The 18,453-nt window shown below is 28.7% G+C and carries 18 protein-coding genes; 17 read left to right on the top strand and 1 reads right to left on the bottom strand.

Going from position 1 to position 18,453, the window contains the following annotated elements:
• Window positions 1-71 precede the first annotated feature (71 nt).
• From cmk to ACQRC6_RS05390, 15 genes are all read left to right on the top strand, one after another.
• Window positions 72-692, top strand: coding sequence for a (d)CMP kinase (gene cmk, locus ACQRC6_RS05460; protein WP_427848070.1), 621 nt, complete (start codon window positions 72-74; stop codon window positions 690-692).
• 3 nt (window positions 693-695) lie between these two features.
• Window positions 696-1,286 (top strand): lysophospholipid acyltransferase family protein, encoded by a 591-nt coding sequence (locus ACQRC6_RS05455; protein ID WP_427848069.1) that lies wholly within the window; start codon window positions 696-698, stop codon window positions 1,284-1,286.
• Window positions 1,271-3,397 carry a bifunctional 4-hydroxy-3-methylbut-2-enyl diphosphate reductase/30S ribosomal protein S1 gene (locus tag ACQRC6_RS05450; RefSeq protein WP_427848068.1) on the top strand — a complete coding sequence of 709 codons (2,127 nt, stop codon included), beginning with the start codon at window positions 1,271-1,273 and terminating at the stop codon, window positions 3,395-3,397. Before ACQRC6_RS05455 ends, ACQRC6_RS05450 begins: the two co-directional genes overlap by 16 nt.
• 328 nt (window positions 3,398-3,725) lie before the next feature.
• Window positions 3,726-4,601: a CPBP family intramembrane glutamic endopeptidase gene (locus ACQRC6_RS05445; RefSeq protein ID WP_427848067.1), complete on the top strand. Its 876-nt coding sequence runs from the start codon at window positions 3,726-3,728 to the stop codon at window positions 4,599-4,601.
• Window positions 4,602-4,633: 32 nt separating this feature from the next.
• Window positions 4,634-4,780: a hypothetical protein gene (locus tag ACQRC6_RS05440; RefSeq protein ID WP_427848066.1), complete on the top strand. Its 147-nt coding sequence runs from the start codon at window positions 4,634-4,636 to the stop codon at window positions 4,778-4,780.
• A gap of 460 nt (window positions 4,781-5,240) precedes the next feature.
• Window positions 5,241-5,762: a CPBP family intramembrane glutamic endopeptidase gene (locus ACQRC6_RS05435; RefSeq protein ID WP_293559750.1), complete on the top strand. Its 522-nt coding sequence runs from the start codon at window positions 5,241-5,243 to the stop codon at window positions 5,760-5,762.
• 539 nt (window positions 5,763-6,301) lie between these two features.
• On the top strand, window positions 6,302-6,766 hold the full coding sequence (locus tag ACQRC6_RS05430) for a CPBP family intramembrane glutamic endopeptidase (protein ID WP_427848065.1): 465 nt from the start codon (window positions 6,302-6,304) through the stop codon (window positions 6,764-6,766).
• 434 nt (window positions 6,767-7,200) lie between these two features.
• On the top strand, window positions 7,201-7,761 hold the full coding sequence (locus tag ACQRC6_RS05425) for a DUF5317 domain-containing protein (protein ID WP_427848064.1): 561 nt from the start codon (window positions 7,201-7,203) through the stop codon (window positions 7,759-7,761).
• On the top strand, window positions 7,761-8,591 hold the full coding sequence (gene cdaA, locus ACQRC6_RS05420) for a diadenylate cyclase CdaA (protein WP_427848063.1): 831 nt from the start codon (window positions 7,761-7,763) through the stop codon (window positions 8,589-8,591). The genes ACQRC6_RS05425 and cdaA overlap by 1 nt, the downstream gene beginning before the upstream one ends.
• The gene (locus ACQRC6_RS05415; protein WP_427848062.1) at window positions 8,572-9,513 is read left to right on the top strand and encodes a CdaR family protein; all 942 of its coding nucleotides are present in this window, start codon (window positions 8,572-8,574) and stop codon (window positions 9,511-9,513) included. The genes cdaA and ACQRC6_RS05415 overlap by 20 nt, the downstream gene beginning before the upstream one ends.
• A gap of 20 nt (window positions 9,514-9,533) precedes the next feature.
• A complete protein-coding gene (gene guaB, locus ACQRC6_RS05410; RefSeq protein ID WP_427848061.1) occupies window positions 9,534-10,979 on the top strand; it encodes an IMP dehydrogenase in 1,446 nt (481 codons plus the stop codon).
• Between the two features lie 79 nt (window positions 10,980-11,058).
• On the top strand, window positions 11,059-11,742 hold the full coding sequence (locus ACQRC6_RS05405) for a response regulator transcription factor (protein ID WP_427848060.1): 684 nt from the start codon (window positions 11,059-11,061) through the stop codon (window positions 11,740-11,742).
• A gap of 13 nt (window positions 11,743-11,755) precedes the next feature.
• Window positions 11,756-13,177 carry a sensor histidine kinase gene (locus tag ACQRC6_RS05400; RefSeq protein ID WP_427848059.1) on the top strand — a complete coding sequence of 474 codons (1,422 nt, stop codon included), beginning with the start codon at window positions 11,756-11,758 and terminating at the stop codon, window positions 13,175-13,177.
• Window positions 13,170-14,594: a hypothetical protein gene (locus ACQRC6_RS05395; protein ID WP_427848058.1), complete on the top strand. Its 1,425-nt coding sequence runs from the start codon at window positions 13,170-13,172 to the stop codon at window positions 14,592-14,594. Before ACQRC6_RS05400 ends, ACQRC6_RS05395 begins: the two co-directional genes overlap by 8 nt.
• 8 nt (window positions 14,595-14,602) lie before the next feature.
• The gene (locus ACQRC6_RS05390; RefSeq protein WP_293559730.1) at window positions 14,603-14,941 is read left to right on the top strand and encodes a cytochrome C biosynthesis protein; all 339 of its coding nucleotides are present in this window, start codon (window positions 14,603-14,605) and stop codon (window positions 14,939-14,941) included.
• A gap of 105 nt (window positions 14,942-15,046) precedes the next feature.
• Here the strand turns inward: ACQRC6_RS05390 and ACQRC6_RS05385 are convergent, their stop codons facing one another.
• Window positions 15,047-15,691 carry a helix-hairpin-helix domain-containing protein gene (locus ACQRC6_RS05385; RefSeq protein ID WP_427848057.1) on the bottom strand — a complete coding sequence of 215 codons (645 nt, stop codon included), beginning with the start codon at window positions 15,689-15,691 and terminating at the stop codon, window positions 15,047-15,049.
• A 142-nt stretch (window positions 15,692-15,833) separates the two neighbouring features.
• Here ACQRC6_RS05385 and fusA point away from each other — a divergent pair, with 142 nt between their 5' ends.
• On the top strand, window positions 15,834-17,894 hold the full coding sequence (gene fusA / locus ACQRC6_RS05380; RefSeq protein WP_427848056.1) for an elongation factor G: 2,061 nt from the start codon (window positions 15,834-15,836) through the stop codon (window positions 17,892-17,894).
• Between the two features lie 63 nt (window positions 17,895-17,957).
• Window positions 17,958-18,452, top strand: a complete 495-nt coding sequence (locus ACQRC6_RS05375; protein WP_427848055.1) for a hypothetical protein — start codon at window positions 17,958-17,960, stop codon at window positions 18,450-18,452.
• Window position 18,453 lies beyond the last annotated feature (1 nt).

The raw sequence follows: 18,453 nt of genomic DNA, 5'->3' as shown, positions 1-18,453 counted from the left end.
TTATTTCTTAATATAAAATATAATGATATTAATCACTACTATGTATTGTAGTGATTTTTTTGGAGGTAAAAATGAAAATTGCAATAGATGGGCCAGCAGGCTCTGGCAAAAGTTCCATTGCAAAGGAAATTGCAAAGAAACTTGATATTTTATATGTTGACACGGGTGCAATGTATCGTGCCATAACTCTCAAACTTTTAACAGCAAAAGAGACAGATTATGAAAAAATATTAAAGGAAACAAAAATAAATTTTGATGGAGATAAAATATTTTTAGATGGAGAAGATGTATCAAAAAGGATCAGAGAAAATGAAATTTCCAACAAAACTTCTGAGTTGTCTAAGAATAAAATTATTAGAGACTATCTAGTGAAAATGCAAAGAGAAATTGCTAAGGATACTGATGTAGTAATGGAAGGAAGAGATATTGGTTCAGTAGTTTTAAAAGATGCTGAATATAAATTTTTCTTGACGGCAAATGTAGAAACTCGTGCAATGAGAAGGTATAAACAAATTGGCGATGACAAAGTTACTTTTGATGAAATTTTAGAAGATTTGAAAGTAAGAGATTACAACGATTCTCACAGAGAAAATTCTCCTCTTGTAAAGACAGATGATGCAATATTAATCGACAGCACAAACTTAAATGCTGAAGAAACTATAAAAAAAATTATATCTTATGTAAAAAGGTGATTTATGTTTTACAAATTTATACAAGTTTTTATTGGTTTTTTTGTAAAAGTAATTTATAGAGTTGAAGTTTTTGGTATAGAAAATATTCCAAAGGAAGAGAAAAGACTTATAATTTGCGGAAATCACAAGAGTAATTTAGATCCAGTTACAATTTCTGCAATTTTTCCAAGGCAAATTTTTTGGATGGCTAAAAGAGAACTTTTTGAAAATAAATTAGTTGGTGGATTTTTAACAAAACTTGGAGCTTTCCCAGTAGATAGAGAAAAAAATGATTTAAAGGCAATAAAAACTTCCCTCACAATTTTAAAAGATGAAAAAGTCCTTGGAATTTTTCCAGAGGGAACTAGAGTAAGTGAAATTGACTATACAAAAATAAAATCGGGCATTGCACTTATTGCACAAAAAACTGATTCAGAAGTTCTTCCAGTATTTATAGAAGGAGAATATAAAGCCTTTAGAAAAATAAAGGTTTATTTTAGAAAACCAGTGAAAATTAATAAGGAAATAAAATATTCAAACGAAGAATTGGAAAATATTTCTCAAGATATTATGAGAATGGTCTATGGTGAAGAAATAAAATGGAAATTATTGTAGCAGATGTAAGAGGATTTTGTGGCGGTGTTAAAAGAGCTGTAAAAATGGCATTTGATAACGCTGCGAAAGGCGTCTATTCTTATGGAGATTTAGTCCACAATGAGTTTGTTGTAAAGGAATTAGAAGAACAAGGTGTAATTACAATTGATGACACAAATATTGAAAATTCAAAGGTAATTATAAGAAGCCATGGAGTTCACAAGAGAATTTTAAATGAATTAGAAGAAAAAAATAATAAAATAATAAATTGTGTATGTCCAAAGGTAGAAAAAGTTTATAATATAGTAGATAATTTCTATAAAAAAGGTTATAATATAGTAATTATCGGGAATAATAAACACCCTGAAGTGATAGGGATTAATTCCAGATGCAATGACTCTGCAACTATTATTTCCAAATTGGAAGACATAAAAATTTTAGATGGGAAAACTGTTGTTGTTTCTCAAACTACAAATAATGTAGAATTTTTTGAAAAAGCAATAAATATTATAAAAAATATTTCAAAAGATGAAGTTTTAGTTTATAATACTATATGTAATGCAACTTTCAAGAGACAAGAAAGTATTAGGAATTTATCAAAAAAAGTTGACGCCGTAATTGTACTTGGCGGCAAAAAAAGTTCTAACACTAAAAAACTTGCAGAGATTGCAAAATTAAATTGTAAAAATGTATTTTTAATTCAATCGATTAATGATATTGATTTAAATATATTTAAAAAATTTAATAAAATTGGTATTACCGCCGGAGCATCCACACCGGAATCGGTAATCAAGGAGGCTGTTTGTAGGATGGAAAATTTTGACAAAGGTGAGATGATGGAAGCCATTGATAATTCTTTTAAAAGAATTAGAAAGGGCGAAGTAGTAACTGGAGAGGTTTTATATATAACTGATTCAGAAGTAATGGTAAATCTTGGATACAGATCAGATGGTATCATTTCAAAAGATGAACTTGCAGGAGGACCAGATGTTAATCCAGCAGATCTTTATGAACAAGGTCAAGAAATTGATGTATATGTTTTAAAGATGGATGATGGAGATGGCAATGTTGTTCTTTCAACAAAAAGAGTTGCTGACATGAAAATTTGGGATGAAGTTGAAGAACTTTATAATAACAAGGAAAATATTACAGTAACTGTAAAGAACCAAGTAAAAGGCGGACTTACTGCAGATTACAGAGGATTAAATGTATTTATCCCAGCATCTCATGTTTCTGTTAGATTCCAAAAAGATTTAAGCAAATTCATTGGAGAAGAATTTGAAACTGAAATTATCGATTTTGATAAGAGAAAGAAGAGAATTGTTGTTTCAAGAAAGAATGTACTTCAAGAAGAATTAGACAAAGTTCGTGATGAAGTATACGACAAGCTTAAAGAAGGAGACATTATTGAAGGAACTGTACAAAGATTAACTAATTTTGGTGCTTTCGTAGATGTTGGAGGTGTTGATGGACTTATCCATATCTCTGAACTTTCATGGAATAGAGTAAAACACCCATCAGATGTTGTATCACCTGGAGATGTAGTTAAAGTACAAGTTCTAAATGTTGATAAAGAAAAAAATAGAATCGCACTTGGACTTAAACAAACTATGGAAAAACCATGGGATGTGTTCACAAAAGAAGTTAAAGTTGGCGATGTAGTTAAAGGTAAAGTTGTAAATCTTCTTGACTTTGGTGCCTTTGTAAGACTCGAACAAGGCGTTGATGGACTTCTTCATGTATCACAAATTGCAAGAGAACACGTTGAGAAGCCACAAGATAAACTTTCTATTGGCGAAGAAGTTACAGTTAAAGTAACTGATATTGATGAAGAAAATCAAAAGATTTCTCTTTCTATCAAGGCTCTAATTGAACCTGAAGAAAAAGAAGAAACAGAAGAAGCTAAACCAAGAGAAAGAAAACCAAGAAAAGAAAGAAAGCCAGCTCCAAAGAGAGAAAAGAAAATTGAAGAACCAAAACAAGATGACTTCAACATGACTATTGGAGAAATGCTTGGACTTAGCTTTGCTGATGCAAATTTAGATTCTGAAATCATCGAAGAAGGAAAAGAAATTTCAGCTTCAGCAAATGAAGAAGAAAAAGAAGAAACTGAAGAATCAACAGAAGAATAATATATTTAAAAAGGGAGATTTAGTCTCTCTTTTTTTTTAGACTCTATGTCAAATATTGGGAGGTTCGACGATATCAAATCTATTTTCATTGTAAAAATTAATTGACAAGTATATTATATATTGGTACTCTAAACCTAGAAAACGTTATACTACGTAATATAAGATTGGTGAATTGAAGGAAAGTAACGACTTATGATGTTAATGATGAAAAAATATTACGTGAAAATAAATAAATCAAGTAGTAGATTAAAATAGTAAAAGAGAGGTTTAATATGAGTAAAAAAAAGAGGCAATTTATTTCACATTTATAGTTTTTTTACTAGATTTTTTGTTGGGAATTACATATACATATTTTTATAAAATAGAAAACGCAGGAATTATGACGCCTATTATGAGCTTAGTCCCTGCTGCTGTTGCTATTTTATTAGAAAAAGATTTTAAGTTAAAAGATTTATTTAAAGATAAATTAAGTTTAGTATACATATTGTATTTTATATTATTTATATTTTTTTATATATTGTCATTTTTTTCTGGAAAAGTTTTAAATAATATGAATTACGTTGTATATTTAGGTTGGGCAATTAGCGTTTATATACTAACAATTGATAACAAAGTGTTAAAGGGGAAATTTAATTTAGGTGTGTTAATTAAATGGGCTATTATTGTAATTATATTAGATGTGTTTAAGTTAGGCATATTGGGTTATTATTATACATCGAAAATTGATTTTAATGATCTTTTTAACAGAGTAATAGGGGTATTTACGTTAGGATTAGTTAGTACAATCTTTCACTTAATATTTACTATGGGCGAAGAATATGGGTGGAGATATTTCTTACAAACAAGATTGCAATCAATTTGTGGTAATAGAATAGGAGTTTTATTAACTGGCTTCTTATGGGGAGTAGCTCATTTACCATTGTATGTTTTGGTATTTTATACTGGAATAGAAGGTGTTTTTGCAGGTATAGATATTACCATATTTTGTATTACTTTTGGAATAGTCCTTGGACTCATTTATATGAAAAGCAGAAGTGTTCTTATGGTAACATTTATCCATCTTATGCATAATATGTTTATGGCAAATATTATGAGTGTAGGGCATAATCAAGATTTTATTTTTACTAAAGAATTTTTAATTGTATCTGTAATAACATCTATATTTTTTTATACTCCATTTTTATTAAATAAGCAGTATAATTAAATTTTAACTTAAAATAAAATAAGGTGTCTAATATGGTTAAGAATTTTGAAAAATATATTACAAATATTAATGATAGTATGTCAAATTATTTTATAAATAGAGAAAAAATAATAGATTCAAATGATATTATGATAATAAATCAATTATTATTAAATAATTTGGTATTTCTTTATACATAAGTTTTTTGGATATTAGATCGATGAGTATATAAGGATAGAATAAACTTAATATTATTCGGATTTAAAATCTTTAAATATTAAATAAAAATTCAAATATTTTACATAAAGGATGTGTAATTGAAATATGAAAAAAATATTTAAAAATATTATTTTTTACATCACTTATTGTCTTGCAAATTGGTTAGTATTTAACATAATCTTTAGTATAATTTTTCGATCTTTAAAAAAGTTAGATTATAAAAGTCATATAAATTTATTAGCTTCTATTGTATTTATTGTTGTTACATATTTAATTACTAAAATATATATAAAAAGAAAAAGTTTTTATTTTAAGAATTTAAATATTAAAATAATTGATGTTTATTCATTTATTCTTTTAGGCATGTTAATATCAATAATATTTTTCATTTTAATTTACAATATTGAAAAGAAATTTAATTTTACTTATTTTGAAAGGTATATGAAGTATTTTAGCGAAAATATGCAAGTAAATGATATTAATAAAATTAGTCCAATAGAAACAATTATAACATCTGTGACTTTAGTACCAATAGGGGAAGAATTGTATTTTAGAAAATTTGGATTAAATTTTTTAAAGTCAAAAGGTCTTGATAACAAACATGCCATTTTATTATCAGCACTTTCTTTTGGATTATTTCATTTTAGAATTATTAGTTCTTTTGTATCTTCTTTTCTAATTGGAGTTATTTCCGGGTTGGCATATGTTGTAACTGATAAACTAAGATATTCAATTTTTACTCATGGTTTAAATAATTTACTTGCTATGTCATCAGCACTATATTATGAGTTTATATTAAGAGATACTCCTAGCATAAATTTTATTATGAAATATAATGATAATATAACAGCTGTGATATACATATTTATTATTTTATTATTGTTGTTTTTGATACAAGCTTTTTATAAAAGAAAAATTAGCTATTACAAAGAAAAAATAATTGAAATATATAAAAATCTTTAAATTATTATATAAATAGTTTTTGAAAATAAGAGTTTAATATATAGGGAGAAATATTATTAGTAATTTTAAAGAAATTTATTTGGATTTAAATAAGGAATGTAGAGGCAAATTAATATAAAGACAAGTATGTTGGATAAAGTATAAACAAGTGAATTCTAATTATTTATTGATGTTGGCATTTTTTATAAAAGCGGGAGATTTGTAATGATAATTAAAACTATTTTTGTAAGTGGAATTGCAAGCTTTATTTTTTATTTTTTTAATTTAATATATCAATTAATATTTTTAAAAGTATTTACAAGTTTTAACATTGAAGATACTAACCATTTATTGATTTTGAGTTCTGTAAAATCCTTGCTTTTTATATTGTTGATTATACTTTTTTTTAAAATTAAAAATATCAGTTTTTTAAAATCTAAATATAATGATGGTTTACTTAGCAATATTAGTAATATGTGTAAGTATGGAAGTGCAATTTTTTTATAAATTTTATAATTTTTTTTATCATTATAAAATACAATATGAAGTTTTTTGATAATATGATTTACACAAGTGATGGTGTAAATATTAATAAATTAGATATCAATACCCTAAAGTTTTTAATTATTGTATTTATGAATGTTATTCTCGAAGAATTTTATTTTAGATTAACTTTAGTTAAATTCTTAGAAAAAAAATACAGTGAAAGGAACATCTTGTTAATTAGTGCGTTTTCTTTTGGATTTATACATTTTGTAGATGTTCTGGCAATAATAAGTGCTACAATAATTGGGTATTTTTTAGCTATAACTTTTTTAAAAACAAAAAGATTAGTCTATTCGATTTTTCTTCATTTTATAGTTAATATAAACTCGATTTTAATAAACCCCATAATAAAATTATTAGATCCTCAGGAAAAGTTTGGAGAAAATTGGATATTTATATCTTCATTAATTATGTTTATAATCTTTTTTATAATATACACATTAACAAAAATAATAGGAACTAAGAATGAAAAAATATAATAAAAATATTTTAAGAACTTAATTTGAATTATTAATAATACAATGTTAATTGATGCTAGATACATTTACATATTTATAATATCTACTGTTTTAATTGAGTACTTCTCATAGTTTCATATATCGTGTTGGTTCAAAAATTATTTTTTGTACAAAGAATACTCTTGCATAAGGGTGTTCTTTTTTCTTGTAATTCATTAAATTTAGTTAGTATTTTTTATTATAAAACAGTGATGCACATAGCACTACTTTTTTTATATTTTTTGTGTAAAGAATATTGGAGATTTAAAAATATTAAATGGTAGCGTTAAGAAGTGAAATAAAAAATTTTTAAGATTCAAAAAATAATATTGAAAATTCTTTTGTGTTATAATATTTAGAAAGAGAAATTTTATGTAAATTTAAAGTATTTGTGATATTATAATTGAGGTGAAAGGATGATCTTAGAGGCAATAATTCTTGCAGCAATTGTTTTATTTTTTCTTAAAGATAAGGATTTAAATAATTTAATAAATTTTAAATTCAAAATGATTTCTTTTGCGTCTATTGGAATTTTTGTGATGATTTTCATAAATTTTGTAACTTCGAGATATTTTGGGAAGGTTACAGACTTTTTTGTAGATAATTTTAAAATTTTTCACATCTTATCTATTTCATTGATTGGAATTTCACTTATTTCAAATTATAAAAATTACGGATTACTTTTAAGTGGGATTGGCACAATTTTAAATGTCGTTCCAGTTATTTTTAATGGCAAAATGCCTGTCAGCATAGATGCCTTAATGAGAACAAATAATGAAAGGATAATAAAACTCATATACATGGGTGGAAGTCTTAGTCACGGGGTTTTTGAAAATCCAAAATTTTATTTTTTGTCGGATATTATACCTTTACATAGAGTTATTGGGAATTCAAAGGTAATAAGTATTGGAGATATTTTTATTTCTATTGGCTTATTTTTTGCAATAATTTTAATTTCAAGGAAGCGAGGTGCGTGATGGAAAGCTTAAATAATATAATCAATGTAATAAATTTAAGGGATGTTGTGGACATATTAATTGTTACTTTATTAATTTATTATGTTTTAAAATTAATTAGAAACACTAGAGCGGAGCAAGTTTTTAAGGGAATACTTTTGATTTTATTATTTATAAAAATTTCCCAGTTTTTCCAACTGTATACTGTTAACTGGATTTTTACAAGGTTTATTAACGATGGCATCGTCGCTATAATAGTGCTTTTCCAACCGGAAATTAGAAGGGGTCTTCAATATTTAGGTCTTACTTCTAGTATTAAAAATAATTTTAGTCAAAATAAGGACACAGTACCTGAAACTGTTGAAGAAATTATTTCTGCAGTTGCTTCTCTTGCGAGACAAAAAATTGGGGCTCTTATAATTATTGAAAAAGAAGTTGGACTTAGTGAAGTTATTGAAACTGGTACAGAAATCAATGGATTAGTGAGCAGCGGTCTTCTTATAAATATATTTATTCCAAACACACCTCTTCACGATGGTGCTGTTATTATTAAGGGCTCAAAGGTTAAAGCAGCAGCTTGTTTTTTGCCACTGTCTGATAATCAAAAAATTTCTAAGGAACTTGGCACAAGGCATAGGGCGGGAATTGGAATTTCTGAAAAATCTGACTGCCTAAGTATTATGGTGTCTGAGGAAAACGGAACTATTTCAACAGCGGAAAATGGAGTTATCTCCAGATATTTAGATATTGAAACTCTTGAAGCAAAACTTCTTGAGATTTACAGTCCAGATTATAGAGTAAGGTCTATTTTCTCAAAGCGTGGTGATAAAGATGAAAAAGATAAATTTTAAAAATGACAGAAGTTTAATGATAAAAATTACATCTCTTATTTTTGCACTTATCTTGTGGTCCTATGTAAAGAGCGAGGCAAATTTTATTACTTCGGCAAATTTTAAAAACATAGAAGTTACTTATGAGGGATTATCTAATTTAAAGGAAAAAAACTTGACAATTATTTCTCCTAAGGAGTTTAGTGTTGATGTTAAATTGCAGGGTTATAATTCTTATATGCGAAATGTTACAAGGGATGGAATTGTGGCAAAAGTGGATTTAAGTAAATTATCTGAAGGAGAGCACTCTATTCCTGTAAATGTTTCTTATATTGACCTTGGAATTTCTGTTGTAAATACATCGCCAAGGAGAATTCCTTTCAAAATAGACAAAGTTTTGAATGAAAAAGTTAAAGCAGATGTAGTTATAAAAAATAAACCTCAAAAAGGATTGTCTGTTGGAGAAATTGACAAGGCAGTCAATGTTGTTGTAAAGGGTGCAAGCACTTATATTAATAAAATTGATAAGGTAGAAGCACATATTGATGTTACTGATATGACGGAAACATCAACTGTAGATTCAGAAATCTTCGCTTATGATGATTTAGGAAAAGTGATTAAAGAGGTAACTGTTACGCCTGCCACTGTAAAAGTTGACGTTCCAATTTTAAAGAGCAAGACTGTTCCAATTAAATTGGTATATAATGAAAATACTACAGAAAATATTGTTACAAATGACTTTTCAATTGAGCCGGCTTCTGTTACAATTAGAGGAAATTCTGATGTAATTGATTCTATAAGATTCATTGAAACACGTCCAATTAATTTTAATAATATTAAAAAAGGTGATGATCAAGTTAAATTGAATTTGCCAGATAAAGTTACATTAGTCGATGAAAATATTAATTTTAGATTGAAGCAAAAACCTAAGGATGTAGAGTAATTAAGTAATTAGGAGGGAATATGGAATATTTTGGAGAAGGATTAACATTTGACGATATTTTACTTGTGCCAGCAAAATCAGAAATTTTGCCAAACCAAGTTGATTTATCTACAAATTTGACAGAAAAAATTAAGTTGAACATACCACTTATGTCTGCAGGCATGGACACTGTTACTGAACACAGAATGTCAATTGCCATGGCAAGAGAAGGTGGAATAGGTATTATTCACAAGAATATGTCAATAGAGGACCAAGCTCTTGAAGTAGATAAAGTTAAGAGATCTGAACATGGAGTAATCACAGATCCCTTTTCACTAACTAAGGACCATTCAATTAAAGATGCATCTGAACTTATGGAAAGATACAGAATTAGCGGCGTTCCAGTTGTAACCGAAAAGGGAGTTTTGGAAGGAATTATTACTAATAGAGATATTAGATTTGAAACGGACTTATCTAAAAGGATTAGCGAAGTAATGACTTCTGAAAATTTAATAACTGGTGCTCCGGATATTTCCCTTGATGAAGCCCTTAAAGTATTGAAAAAATATAAAATTGAAAAACTTCCACTTGTGGATAAAGATAATGTTCTAAAGGGACTTATTACTATTAAGGATATTGAAAAACACGAACAATATCCAAACTCTGCTAGAGATAAAACCGGAAGACTTCTTGCTGGTGCTGCAGTTGGAGCAACTAAGGATGTTCTTGACAGAATAGAAGCACTTGTGAAGGCAAAGGCAGATGTTTTTGTAATTGACACAGCTCATGGTCAATCTAAAAATGTTTTAAATACTATTAAAAATATTAAGGACGCTTTTCCTGATATTCAACTTATTGCAGGAAATGTTGCAACTTATGAGGGAACGGAAGATTTAATTAAAGCTGGTGCAGATTGCGTAAAAATTGGTATTGGACCTGGTTCAATTTGTACAACAAGAGTTGTAACAGGTATTGGAGTTCCACAGATTACTGCTATTATGGAAGCTTATAGAGCTGCTAAAAAATACAGCGTTCCAATTATTGCCGATGGTGGTATTAAATTCTCAGGCGACGTTGCAAAAGCTCTTGCAGCTGGTGGAAATGTTGTAATGATGGGTTCACTTTTTGCAGGTACTGATGAATCTCCTGGAGAAGAGATTTTCGTTGAAGGTAGAAGATTTAAAGCTTATAGAGGTATGGGATCTCTAGGCGCAATGAGTGCAGGTTCATCTGATAGATATTTTCAAAGTGGAACTACTAAATATGTTCCTGAAGGAGTTGAAGGTAGAGTTCCTTACAAGGGACTTGTTAGCGACATTGTATTCCAACTTGTTGGTGGTGTAAAATCTGCAATGGGTTATCTTGGAGCAAAGGATCTAGAAACTCTAAGGGCAACTGCTAAATACGTTAAGATTACTCAAGCTTCCCTTACAGAATCTCATCCACACAATATTACAATTACAAGAGAAGCTCCTAACTACTATTAATATTAAAATTTTATTAATAATCCACTTCAATTGAATTTGGAGTGGATTTTATTTATAATTATCATTGTGAGGTGATATTTTGAAAACTAAGGTATTACTTGTTGAAGATGAAGAATCAATAAGAAAATTTGTAAAAATAAATTTAGAAAGAGAAGGATACATAATTTTTGAAGCAGGCAGTGGAGAAGATGGAATTGAAATCGCAAGACGTGAAAGACCTGACATTGTAGTGCTTGACATTATGCTCCCTGGAATTGATGGTTTTGAAGTATGTAGGACTCTTAGAAATGAGTTTCCTTCACTTGGCATAATAATGCTTACTGCAAAGGCAGAGGATTACGACAAGATAATGGGTCTTCAATATGGCACAGATGATTATCTTACTAAACCCTTCAATCCAACAGAACTTACTTTGAGAATTAAATCCATTGAGAGAAGACTTGAGCCAGAAGAAGAAAAGGAAAGCAATTTAATAATTGATCCACCTTTTAAAATTGATTCTTACTCAAGAAAATTTTATAAGGATGATGTTGAATTGGAACTAACTCCTACGGAATATCAAATTATAAAAATATTTATGACAAATCCCGGCAAGGCAATGACAAGAGATGAAATACTAAGACTTGTTTGGGGCGATGACTTTTTAGGTGATTCAAAAATTGTAGATGTAAACATAAGAAGACTTAGGTCAAAAATCGAGACAAACCCTGCAAAGCCAAATTACATTGAAACAGTTTGGGGAACAGGATACAGATGGAGATAAGAGGTGTCTGTAATTGAAAAATAAAATTGGAAAAAGATTAGTAAGAAGTTTTCTAATAGTTATTTTAATTACAATTTCAATTATAGATATATTTTTGCTCTTTGCTTTTAGTTTTTATTTTTACAATAATATTTCCAAAGAATTAATTTCTAGGATGGAAGTTTCTCTTGAAATTTACAAAAGAGATTACTCTGACAAAACAATTGAAGATTTAATTTATGAAGATAGCGACATATTTCTTTCAAATACAAATGCAGAGGTACAAATTTTAGACAATAATGGAGATTTATTGTTGGATTCTATTGGTAAACTTTCATCTACGCCAATTGAGCCATCAGACTTACTTGCTGCAGAAAATGGTGAAATAAAAACATGGCGTGGTGAAGATGCTCAAACTGGAGAAGCCATTATGTCTGTTACTGGTGCAATAAAAAACAATGAAGGTGAAAAAATCGGCTACCTTAGATTTATTTCATCTATTGAAGAAGCTAATAAGGCTATATTAAAAACTGGAATAACGCTACTTATTTTTATGCTTTTTGTTGCATTGGTTACTGCTATGGTATCTCTTTTAATCTCAAAATCAATTGTAAAGCCCATACTTGAACTTACAGAAGTTGCAAAGACAATGTTAAGTGGAAATTACGAAGAAAAGGCAAAAGTTTATGAAGATGATGAAATAGGAGAATTAGCAAAGACTCTCAATGCAATGAGTGATGAAATTATAAATAAAGATAGAATTAAAAATGATTTTATTTCTTCAATTTCTCACGAACTTAGGACACCACTTACGTCTATAAAGGGCTGGGCAGTTGTACTTAAAGATGCAAAGGAAGATGAAAAAGATCTTGTGGAAGATGGTTTAAATATTATTGAAAATGAAGCTGATAGACTTGCAAAAATGGTTGAAGAGCTTTTAGATTTTTCAAGATATATTTCTGGAAGAATTACTCTAGATAAAGATTTATTTGATATTTCACAAACATGTGTGGATGTTTCAAAACAAATGAGACCACGTGCAAAATTAAATAATATTGAATTTATAACTGAATTTCCAGATGAAGCTGTGTTAATATATGCCGACGAAAATAGAATAAAACAGCTTTTGATAAATTTGTTAGACAATGCAATAAAATTTACATCAGACAAGGGCTGGGTAAAGTTTCAAATGTTTAGAGAAGATAATTTTGTTCACATGATGATTTCTGACAATGGAATGGGAATGACTAAAGAAGAAATTGCCCATGTAAAAGAAAAATTTTACAAGGGAAAGCATTCAAAGAGCCATAGTGGTATTGGACTTTCAATAAGTGATGAGATTACAAAACTTCACAATGGAAACTTGGAAATTTTTTCTGAAGAAAATATTGGTACTACTGTAAAAGTTTCTCTTCCAATAGAAATTCCTAAGGAAGTGGGTGATAAAATTGATTAAAAAATTATTTATTATAATTTCCTTAATTTTTCTCACAGGTTGTTCTTTCTTAACAACGCAAAGCACAAATATTGAAACACCAGAGATGGGACAATCTCCAATATATGGCAAGTGGACTATTACAAAATTTATTTACAATAGAAAAATTAATCAGGACAATTTTTTATTTAAAGATATAATAGGTGAAGATCTTTACTTTAGCAATGATCAAGTGGTACTTTCCAACGACTATATAAAAGACGTTGAGTACAAGACAAAGTATGTAAAACTTTCTGAATATCTATATAAAAAATTTAATTTAGATTATAAAACTCTTGGCATTGAAGATTCAGATGTCTACACAACTTATATTTTTGACTCAAAGGCAAGCAGAAATATTTATTATGAAGTAATAAAGACTAGTGAAAACACAGCTTTACTATTTTATAATGGAGTGATTTTAGAGATAAAACTTGTGGACGACAAGATAAAAAATGACGATCTTGATAAATTAATTCTAGCTAAGAAAGATGAAGTGCTTAATAGGGGAAGTTTATTTGATTACAAGGGTGACAAGGGATTTTTAATTGGTTTTAAATCAAAAGCAGATTCTAATATTCCAACATGGAATTATAAAACTTTCTACATTAAATTTTCTGACTTAAAGCTTGAGAATGTATATGAGATGAATAATATTATTCTTCCTCGCAATGATAGCTTTTCTGAAATTAGCGTTCAAAGAGAATCAAAGGGCGAGGAGACCACAGATAAAGTAATCGTAAAGGATTATAAAAATTCAAAGCTTAGAAAAGATGATGACATCCTTAAGGCTGATACAGAGGAACTAAAAGATAATAATAGTCTAATGACGATAAATTTTATTACAAATAATTATGTAAATGTGGAAAGTTTAGATAGAAATTCAAACAATAATTATCTGCGAATTTACGAATTAGATAAGTTGGAGGATAAAAACCCTCTAAGTTATAAAGATTTTTTGTCAGAAAAAGATTTAAATTCTGAAAGCAAAAATATTGAGGAATTAAAAAAAGATCCCTATAATATAGGAATTTATAGAGATAACGGTTTTTGGAAGTTAAAGGGGAGAATGAAACTATCAGATAATAAATTCTCTGATTTTGATTTAAATTTAGTTCTTCCATATGAAGTAAATAAATATAACGAGATAAATATTCCAATGTCTCAAATAAAAAATTTCAAATCTAGCATAAAAGATGGCTTTGTATCCCCTGACAATAAATTTTTAATAACATTGGAAAAAAATTTTATAAGAATTTATAATATAGAGGATAGCAAAATACTTCCTAGTCCAATTTTTGAAAGAGAGATAGGAAATGAAGCGTCCACAATTATGACTGAGTGGGCAATAGGTCGCTATTCAAATATTTGGCAACAAGAATTGTCATCAAATAAATGAGGTGTAAAATGAACAAAATAATGGAAATGGTCATGGAAAATTCAACTTACTTGCTCCTAACTCTTGGCGCAATTTTAATTGGAGTTGTCCTTACCTTTATAGTCAACTTTGCCGCAAGAGATTTAAAATTTATAAAATATTTGCCAGGACTTGCCCTAGTTTTCATTGGAATTATTTCACTTTTTATGGTGATAAATAAACTTTTTGATCCAGGAAGTCTCGATAATTTAATTATTTTTGTAATTGGTGTATCTTCTGGTTTGGTTTCACTAATATTTGCTTTGATAATTGGAATTGCAAGTTCAAATAAAAATAGGTATAAAAGAAATACTAGAAAAAAAGCTTAAGATAAAGAGGCACATTGTGCTTCTTTTTTCTTGAGCTTTTTTAAAATAAATAATATTAATGAAATTTTAGAATAAGTTCATGATTTAATAATAATCCTTTAAAATTTAAGTTGAGATATAATCCTTCATTGATTCGAACTTTTTATCGCCAATGCCATCGACATTTTTAATGTCTTCAATTGATGAAAAAGAATTTTGAGAGCGATAATTTATAATTTTCTCGGCAGTTTTTGGACCAACTCCAGGGATTTTTTGTAGTTCAGCTGCATCTGCACTATTAATATTTATTTTACCTCCAGAATTTTCCTTGGAATCATTTGTAACTAATTGCGTAGCTTCATTATTATTAACCTCATTAATTTTTGGAATGTAAATCTTTTCTTCGTCGTGAAGTTTTGCTGCAAGATTAATCCTATCGAGGTCGGCTTCATTTGTTGCACCACCTGCCATTTCAACTGCATCTACAACTCTTTTTGATGAATCTAATTTTAAAATTCCAGGATTTTTTACTGCACCAGAAATATGCACCATTATCTCTTTAGCTTCCTTTGTAGTCTGAATTTCATCTTCTTCAGTTAATTCTTTTTTAGAAAAGTTTTTTGACGATGAACTTGAAGTTTTTGTGGCCAAAAATTTTGTAGCGTCATCATCAAATTTATGTGAATCATAGTATTGATATCCAATTATTAAACAAAGAGAAATAATAATTATGTAGGGAATATTATCTTTTTTAAAAAATTTAAAATTCATTTTCATCACTCATTTATTTAAAATTATCTTAAAAATTTAATACCCTAAATTGATAATTTTACACAGTTTTCAAAAGTAGTAATCTATGTTATAATCTATATATAAAAACGATTTCAAAAATTTTACATAACAGGAGGAAAGTATGAAAGTATATACAACAGATAAGGTAAGAAATCTAGCTCTCGTAGGACATTCTGGCTCCGGAAAGACAAACCTAACAGAGGCTATGTTATTCCAAAGTGGAGCTACAAAAAAACTTGGCAATGTTTCTAACAAAAATACAGTTTCTGACTTTTCAAAGGAAGAAAAGGAAAGAGGAACTTCTATTGGAACCTCAATTATTCCTATTGAGTGGAGAAATTATAAAGTAAATGTAATAGATACTCCAGGATACCTTGATTTTGTTGGAGAAGCTCATGGTGCTTTAAGAGCAAGTGAAGCTGCAATAATGGTTATTGACGCAACAAAGGGTGTTGAAGTTGGAACTGAAAGAACTTGGAAATACACAGAAAAGATTGGACTTCCAAGAATTATTTTTATAAATAAAATTGACGGAGAAAATGTAAACTTTAGAAAACTAATGGATGAGCTTGAAGCTTCCTTTGGTAAAAAAGTTATTCCTTTCTCTGTGCCAATTGGCGAAGGCGAACATTTTGTTGGTGTTACAGATGTTATTTTCCAAAAGGGATATAAATATGTAAATTCTGCACCACAAGAAACTGAACTAAATCATGATCAAGTTAAAGCAACTGAAAGAATGTATGAAGAAATTGCAGAAGTTGTCGCTGGCTCTGATGAAGTTTTGATGGAAAAATATTTTTCTGGAGAAAAATTCACTAGAGAAGATCTTTTGAGAGGAGTTACCACAGCACTTCTTGAAGGGGATGCAGTTCCACTACTTGTAGGAAGTGGCGAAAAGGGCATTGGTATTGATATACTTCTCAATACAATCGTAAACTATATGCCTGCTCCAGATGATGAACGTGCACATCAAGGCTTTAGATTTAAAGAAGGAGAAGAAAGAAAAGTTTCTGCAAAGGAACCTTTTGCTGCAGTAGTATTTAAGACAATTTCAGACCCATTCCTTGGAAAAATTTCTATCTTCAAAGTTATTTCCGGAATTGTAAATAAAAACACAGCTCTTTACAATGTAAATGCAGAAGAAAACGAAAAACTTGGTGGACTTTACATCATGAGAGGTAAAGAACAAATTGAAATAGATGAAATTTACGCAGGAGATATTGGCGCAACTACAAAACTTGCTAAAACAGTTACAGGGGACACTCTTTGCGATAAAGATCACATAGTTGAATATAAAAAATTAAAATATTCTACACCAGTTTTATACTATGCAATTGAACCAAAGACTAAGGGCGACGAAGAAAAACTTTCTCAATCTTTGAGAAAGATTAGAGATGAAGATCCAACATTTGTAATTGAAAGAAACCCTGAAACTAAACAAATGACTATTGGTGGTCAAGGTAAAGTTCAATTAGATGTAATTCTTGAGAAATTAAAGAACACTTATGGAGTTGAAGTAAATATTGTTCCATTTATTGTTCCTTATAGAGAAACAATTAGAAAGACGGCAAGCGTTCAAGGTAAGCATAAAAAACAATCAGGTGGAGCTGGACAATATGGTGATGTTTGGATTAGATTTGAACCATCTGACAAAGAATTTGAATTTGACGAAGAAGTATTTGGGGGAGCAGTTCCAAAGAATTACTTCCCTGCAGTTGAAAAGGGAATAATTGAATCAAAGGAAAAGGGAGTTCTTGCAGGATATCCTGTAACTAATTTCAAGGCTGTTTTATACGATGGATCTTACCACGATGTTGACTCCAACGAAATGAGTTTCAAACTTGCAGCAAACCTTGCTTTTAAGAAGGGAATGCAAGAGGCAAGTCCAGTTCTTCTTGAACCAATTATGAAAGTCGAAGTTACAATACCAGAAGATTATCTCGGCGATGTAATGGGAGATATGAACAAAAGACGTGGCAGAATTCTTGGTATGGACCAACAAAATGACGGCACTCAAGTTTTAATTGCAGAAGCACCACAAGCTGAATTATTCTCATATCTAATTGATTTAAGATCTCTTACTCAAGGTAGAGGAACTTTTAGCATGGAATTTGTAAGATATGAAGAAGTTCCACAAAATATTGCGGAAAAGATAATAGAAGAAAGAAATAAAGAAAAGTAAATTTAATAAAACAGATTTAATTGAAAGGTTGGGCAATGCTAGACATTGCAAAGGAGAATAAAAATGAAGAAAATTGTAATGACTAAAAAATTTGTATCAATTTTTATAGTTTTGATTTTTATGTCATTTATATGTGGGTTTTCTTTTTTAAACTCCAAGAAAGAAAATTATGATTTTAATATAGATATTTGTGATGAAAAACCAGACTATGAAAAAATTATTAATAATTTAAGTTATGATAGTTTGTACAAATATAAGTTAAAAGATGTTATAGTAAGCGATAAGATTATGGAAGAAAAGGGATTTAAATTTACAACAAATAAGGATTCTGATTATTTATTAATATTTGCTAATAAAAATAATGAAAATGCAAATATTGCAATTAGAGTATCTGATGTAAGTTTAAGATTTTCAATTTCTAAAAAACACAGCAGTTTTGTACTTATTACTGATTCAAAAAATTCTAAAAAAGATTTAGATTTTTCATCAAAAAGTGGTATTCTAAAGGGAACATTTACTATTTTAGAATTGGAACGAGAAAAAGTCACAAATAAGTAAA

It is taken from the genome of Peptoniphilus sp. SGI.035 (genome assembly GCF_050315115.1).
Lineage (GTDB): Bacteria > Bacillota > Clostridia > Tissierellales > Peptoniphilaceae > Peptoniphilus_A.
This window is presented reverse-complemented; position numbering and strand designations above follow the sequence as displayed.

Excerpts from the sequence above, each read along its gene's own strand:
- cmk (WP_427848070.1), top strand. The coding sequence starts at position 72 with ATGAAAATTGCAATAGATGGGCCAGCAGGCTCTGGCAAAAGTTCCATT.
- ACQRC6_RS05455 (WP_427848069.1), top strand. The coding sequence starts at position 696 with ATGTTTTACAAATTTATACAAGTTTTTATTGGTTTTTTTGTAAAAGTA.
- ACQRC6_RS05450 (WP_427848068.1), top strand. The coding sequence starts at position 1,271 with ATGGAAATTATTGTAGCAGATGTAAGAGGATTTTGTGGCGGTGTTAAA.
- ACQRC6_RS05440 (WP_427848066.1), top strand. The coding sequence starts at position 4,634 with ATGGTTAAGAATTTTGAAAAATATATTACAAATATTAATGATAGTATG.
- ACQRC6_RS05435 (WP_293559750.1), top strand. The coding sequence starts at position 5,241 with ATGAAGTATTTTAGCGAAAATATGCAAGTAAATGATATTAATAAAATT.
- ACQRC6_RS05430 (WP_427848065.1), top strand. The coding sequence starts at position 6,302 with ATGATTTACACAAGTGATGGTGTAAATATTAATAAATTAGATATCAAT.
- ACQRC6_RS05425 (WP_427848064.1), top strand. The coding sequence starts at position 7,201 with ATGATCTTAGAGGCAATAATTCTTGCAGCAATTGTTTTATTTTTTCTT.
- cdaA (WP_427848063.1), top strand. The coding sequence starts at position 7,761 with ATGGAAAGCTTAAATAATATAATCAATGTAATAAATTTAAGGGATGTT.
- ACQRC6_RS05415 (WP_427848062.1), top strand. The coding sequence starts at position 8,572 with ATGAAAAAGATAAATTTTAAAAATGACAGAAGTTTAATGATAAAAATT.
- guaB (WP_427848061.1), top strand. The coding sequence starts at position 9,534 with ATGGAATATTTTGGAGAAGGATTAACATTTGACGATATTTTACTTGTG.
- ACQRC6_RS05390 (WP_293559730.1), top strand. The coding sequence starts at position 14,603 with ATGAACAAAATAATGGAAATGGTCATGGAAAATTCAACTTACTTGCTC.
- ACQRC6_RS05385 (WP_427848057.1), bottom strand. The coding sequence starts at position 15,691 with ATGAATTTTAAATTTTTTAAAAAAGATAATATTCCCTACATAATTATT.
- fusA (WP_427848056.1), top strand. The coding sequence starts at position 15,834 with ATGAAAGTATATACAACAGATAAGGTAAGAAATCTAGCTCTCGTAGGA.
- ACQRC6_RS05375 (WP_427848055.1), top strand. The coding sequence starts at position 17,958 with ATGAAGAAAATTGTAATGACTAAAAAATTTGTATCAATTTTTATAGTT.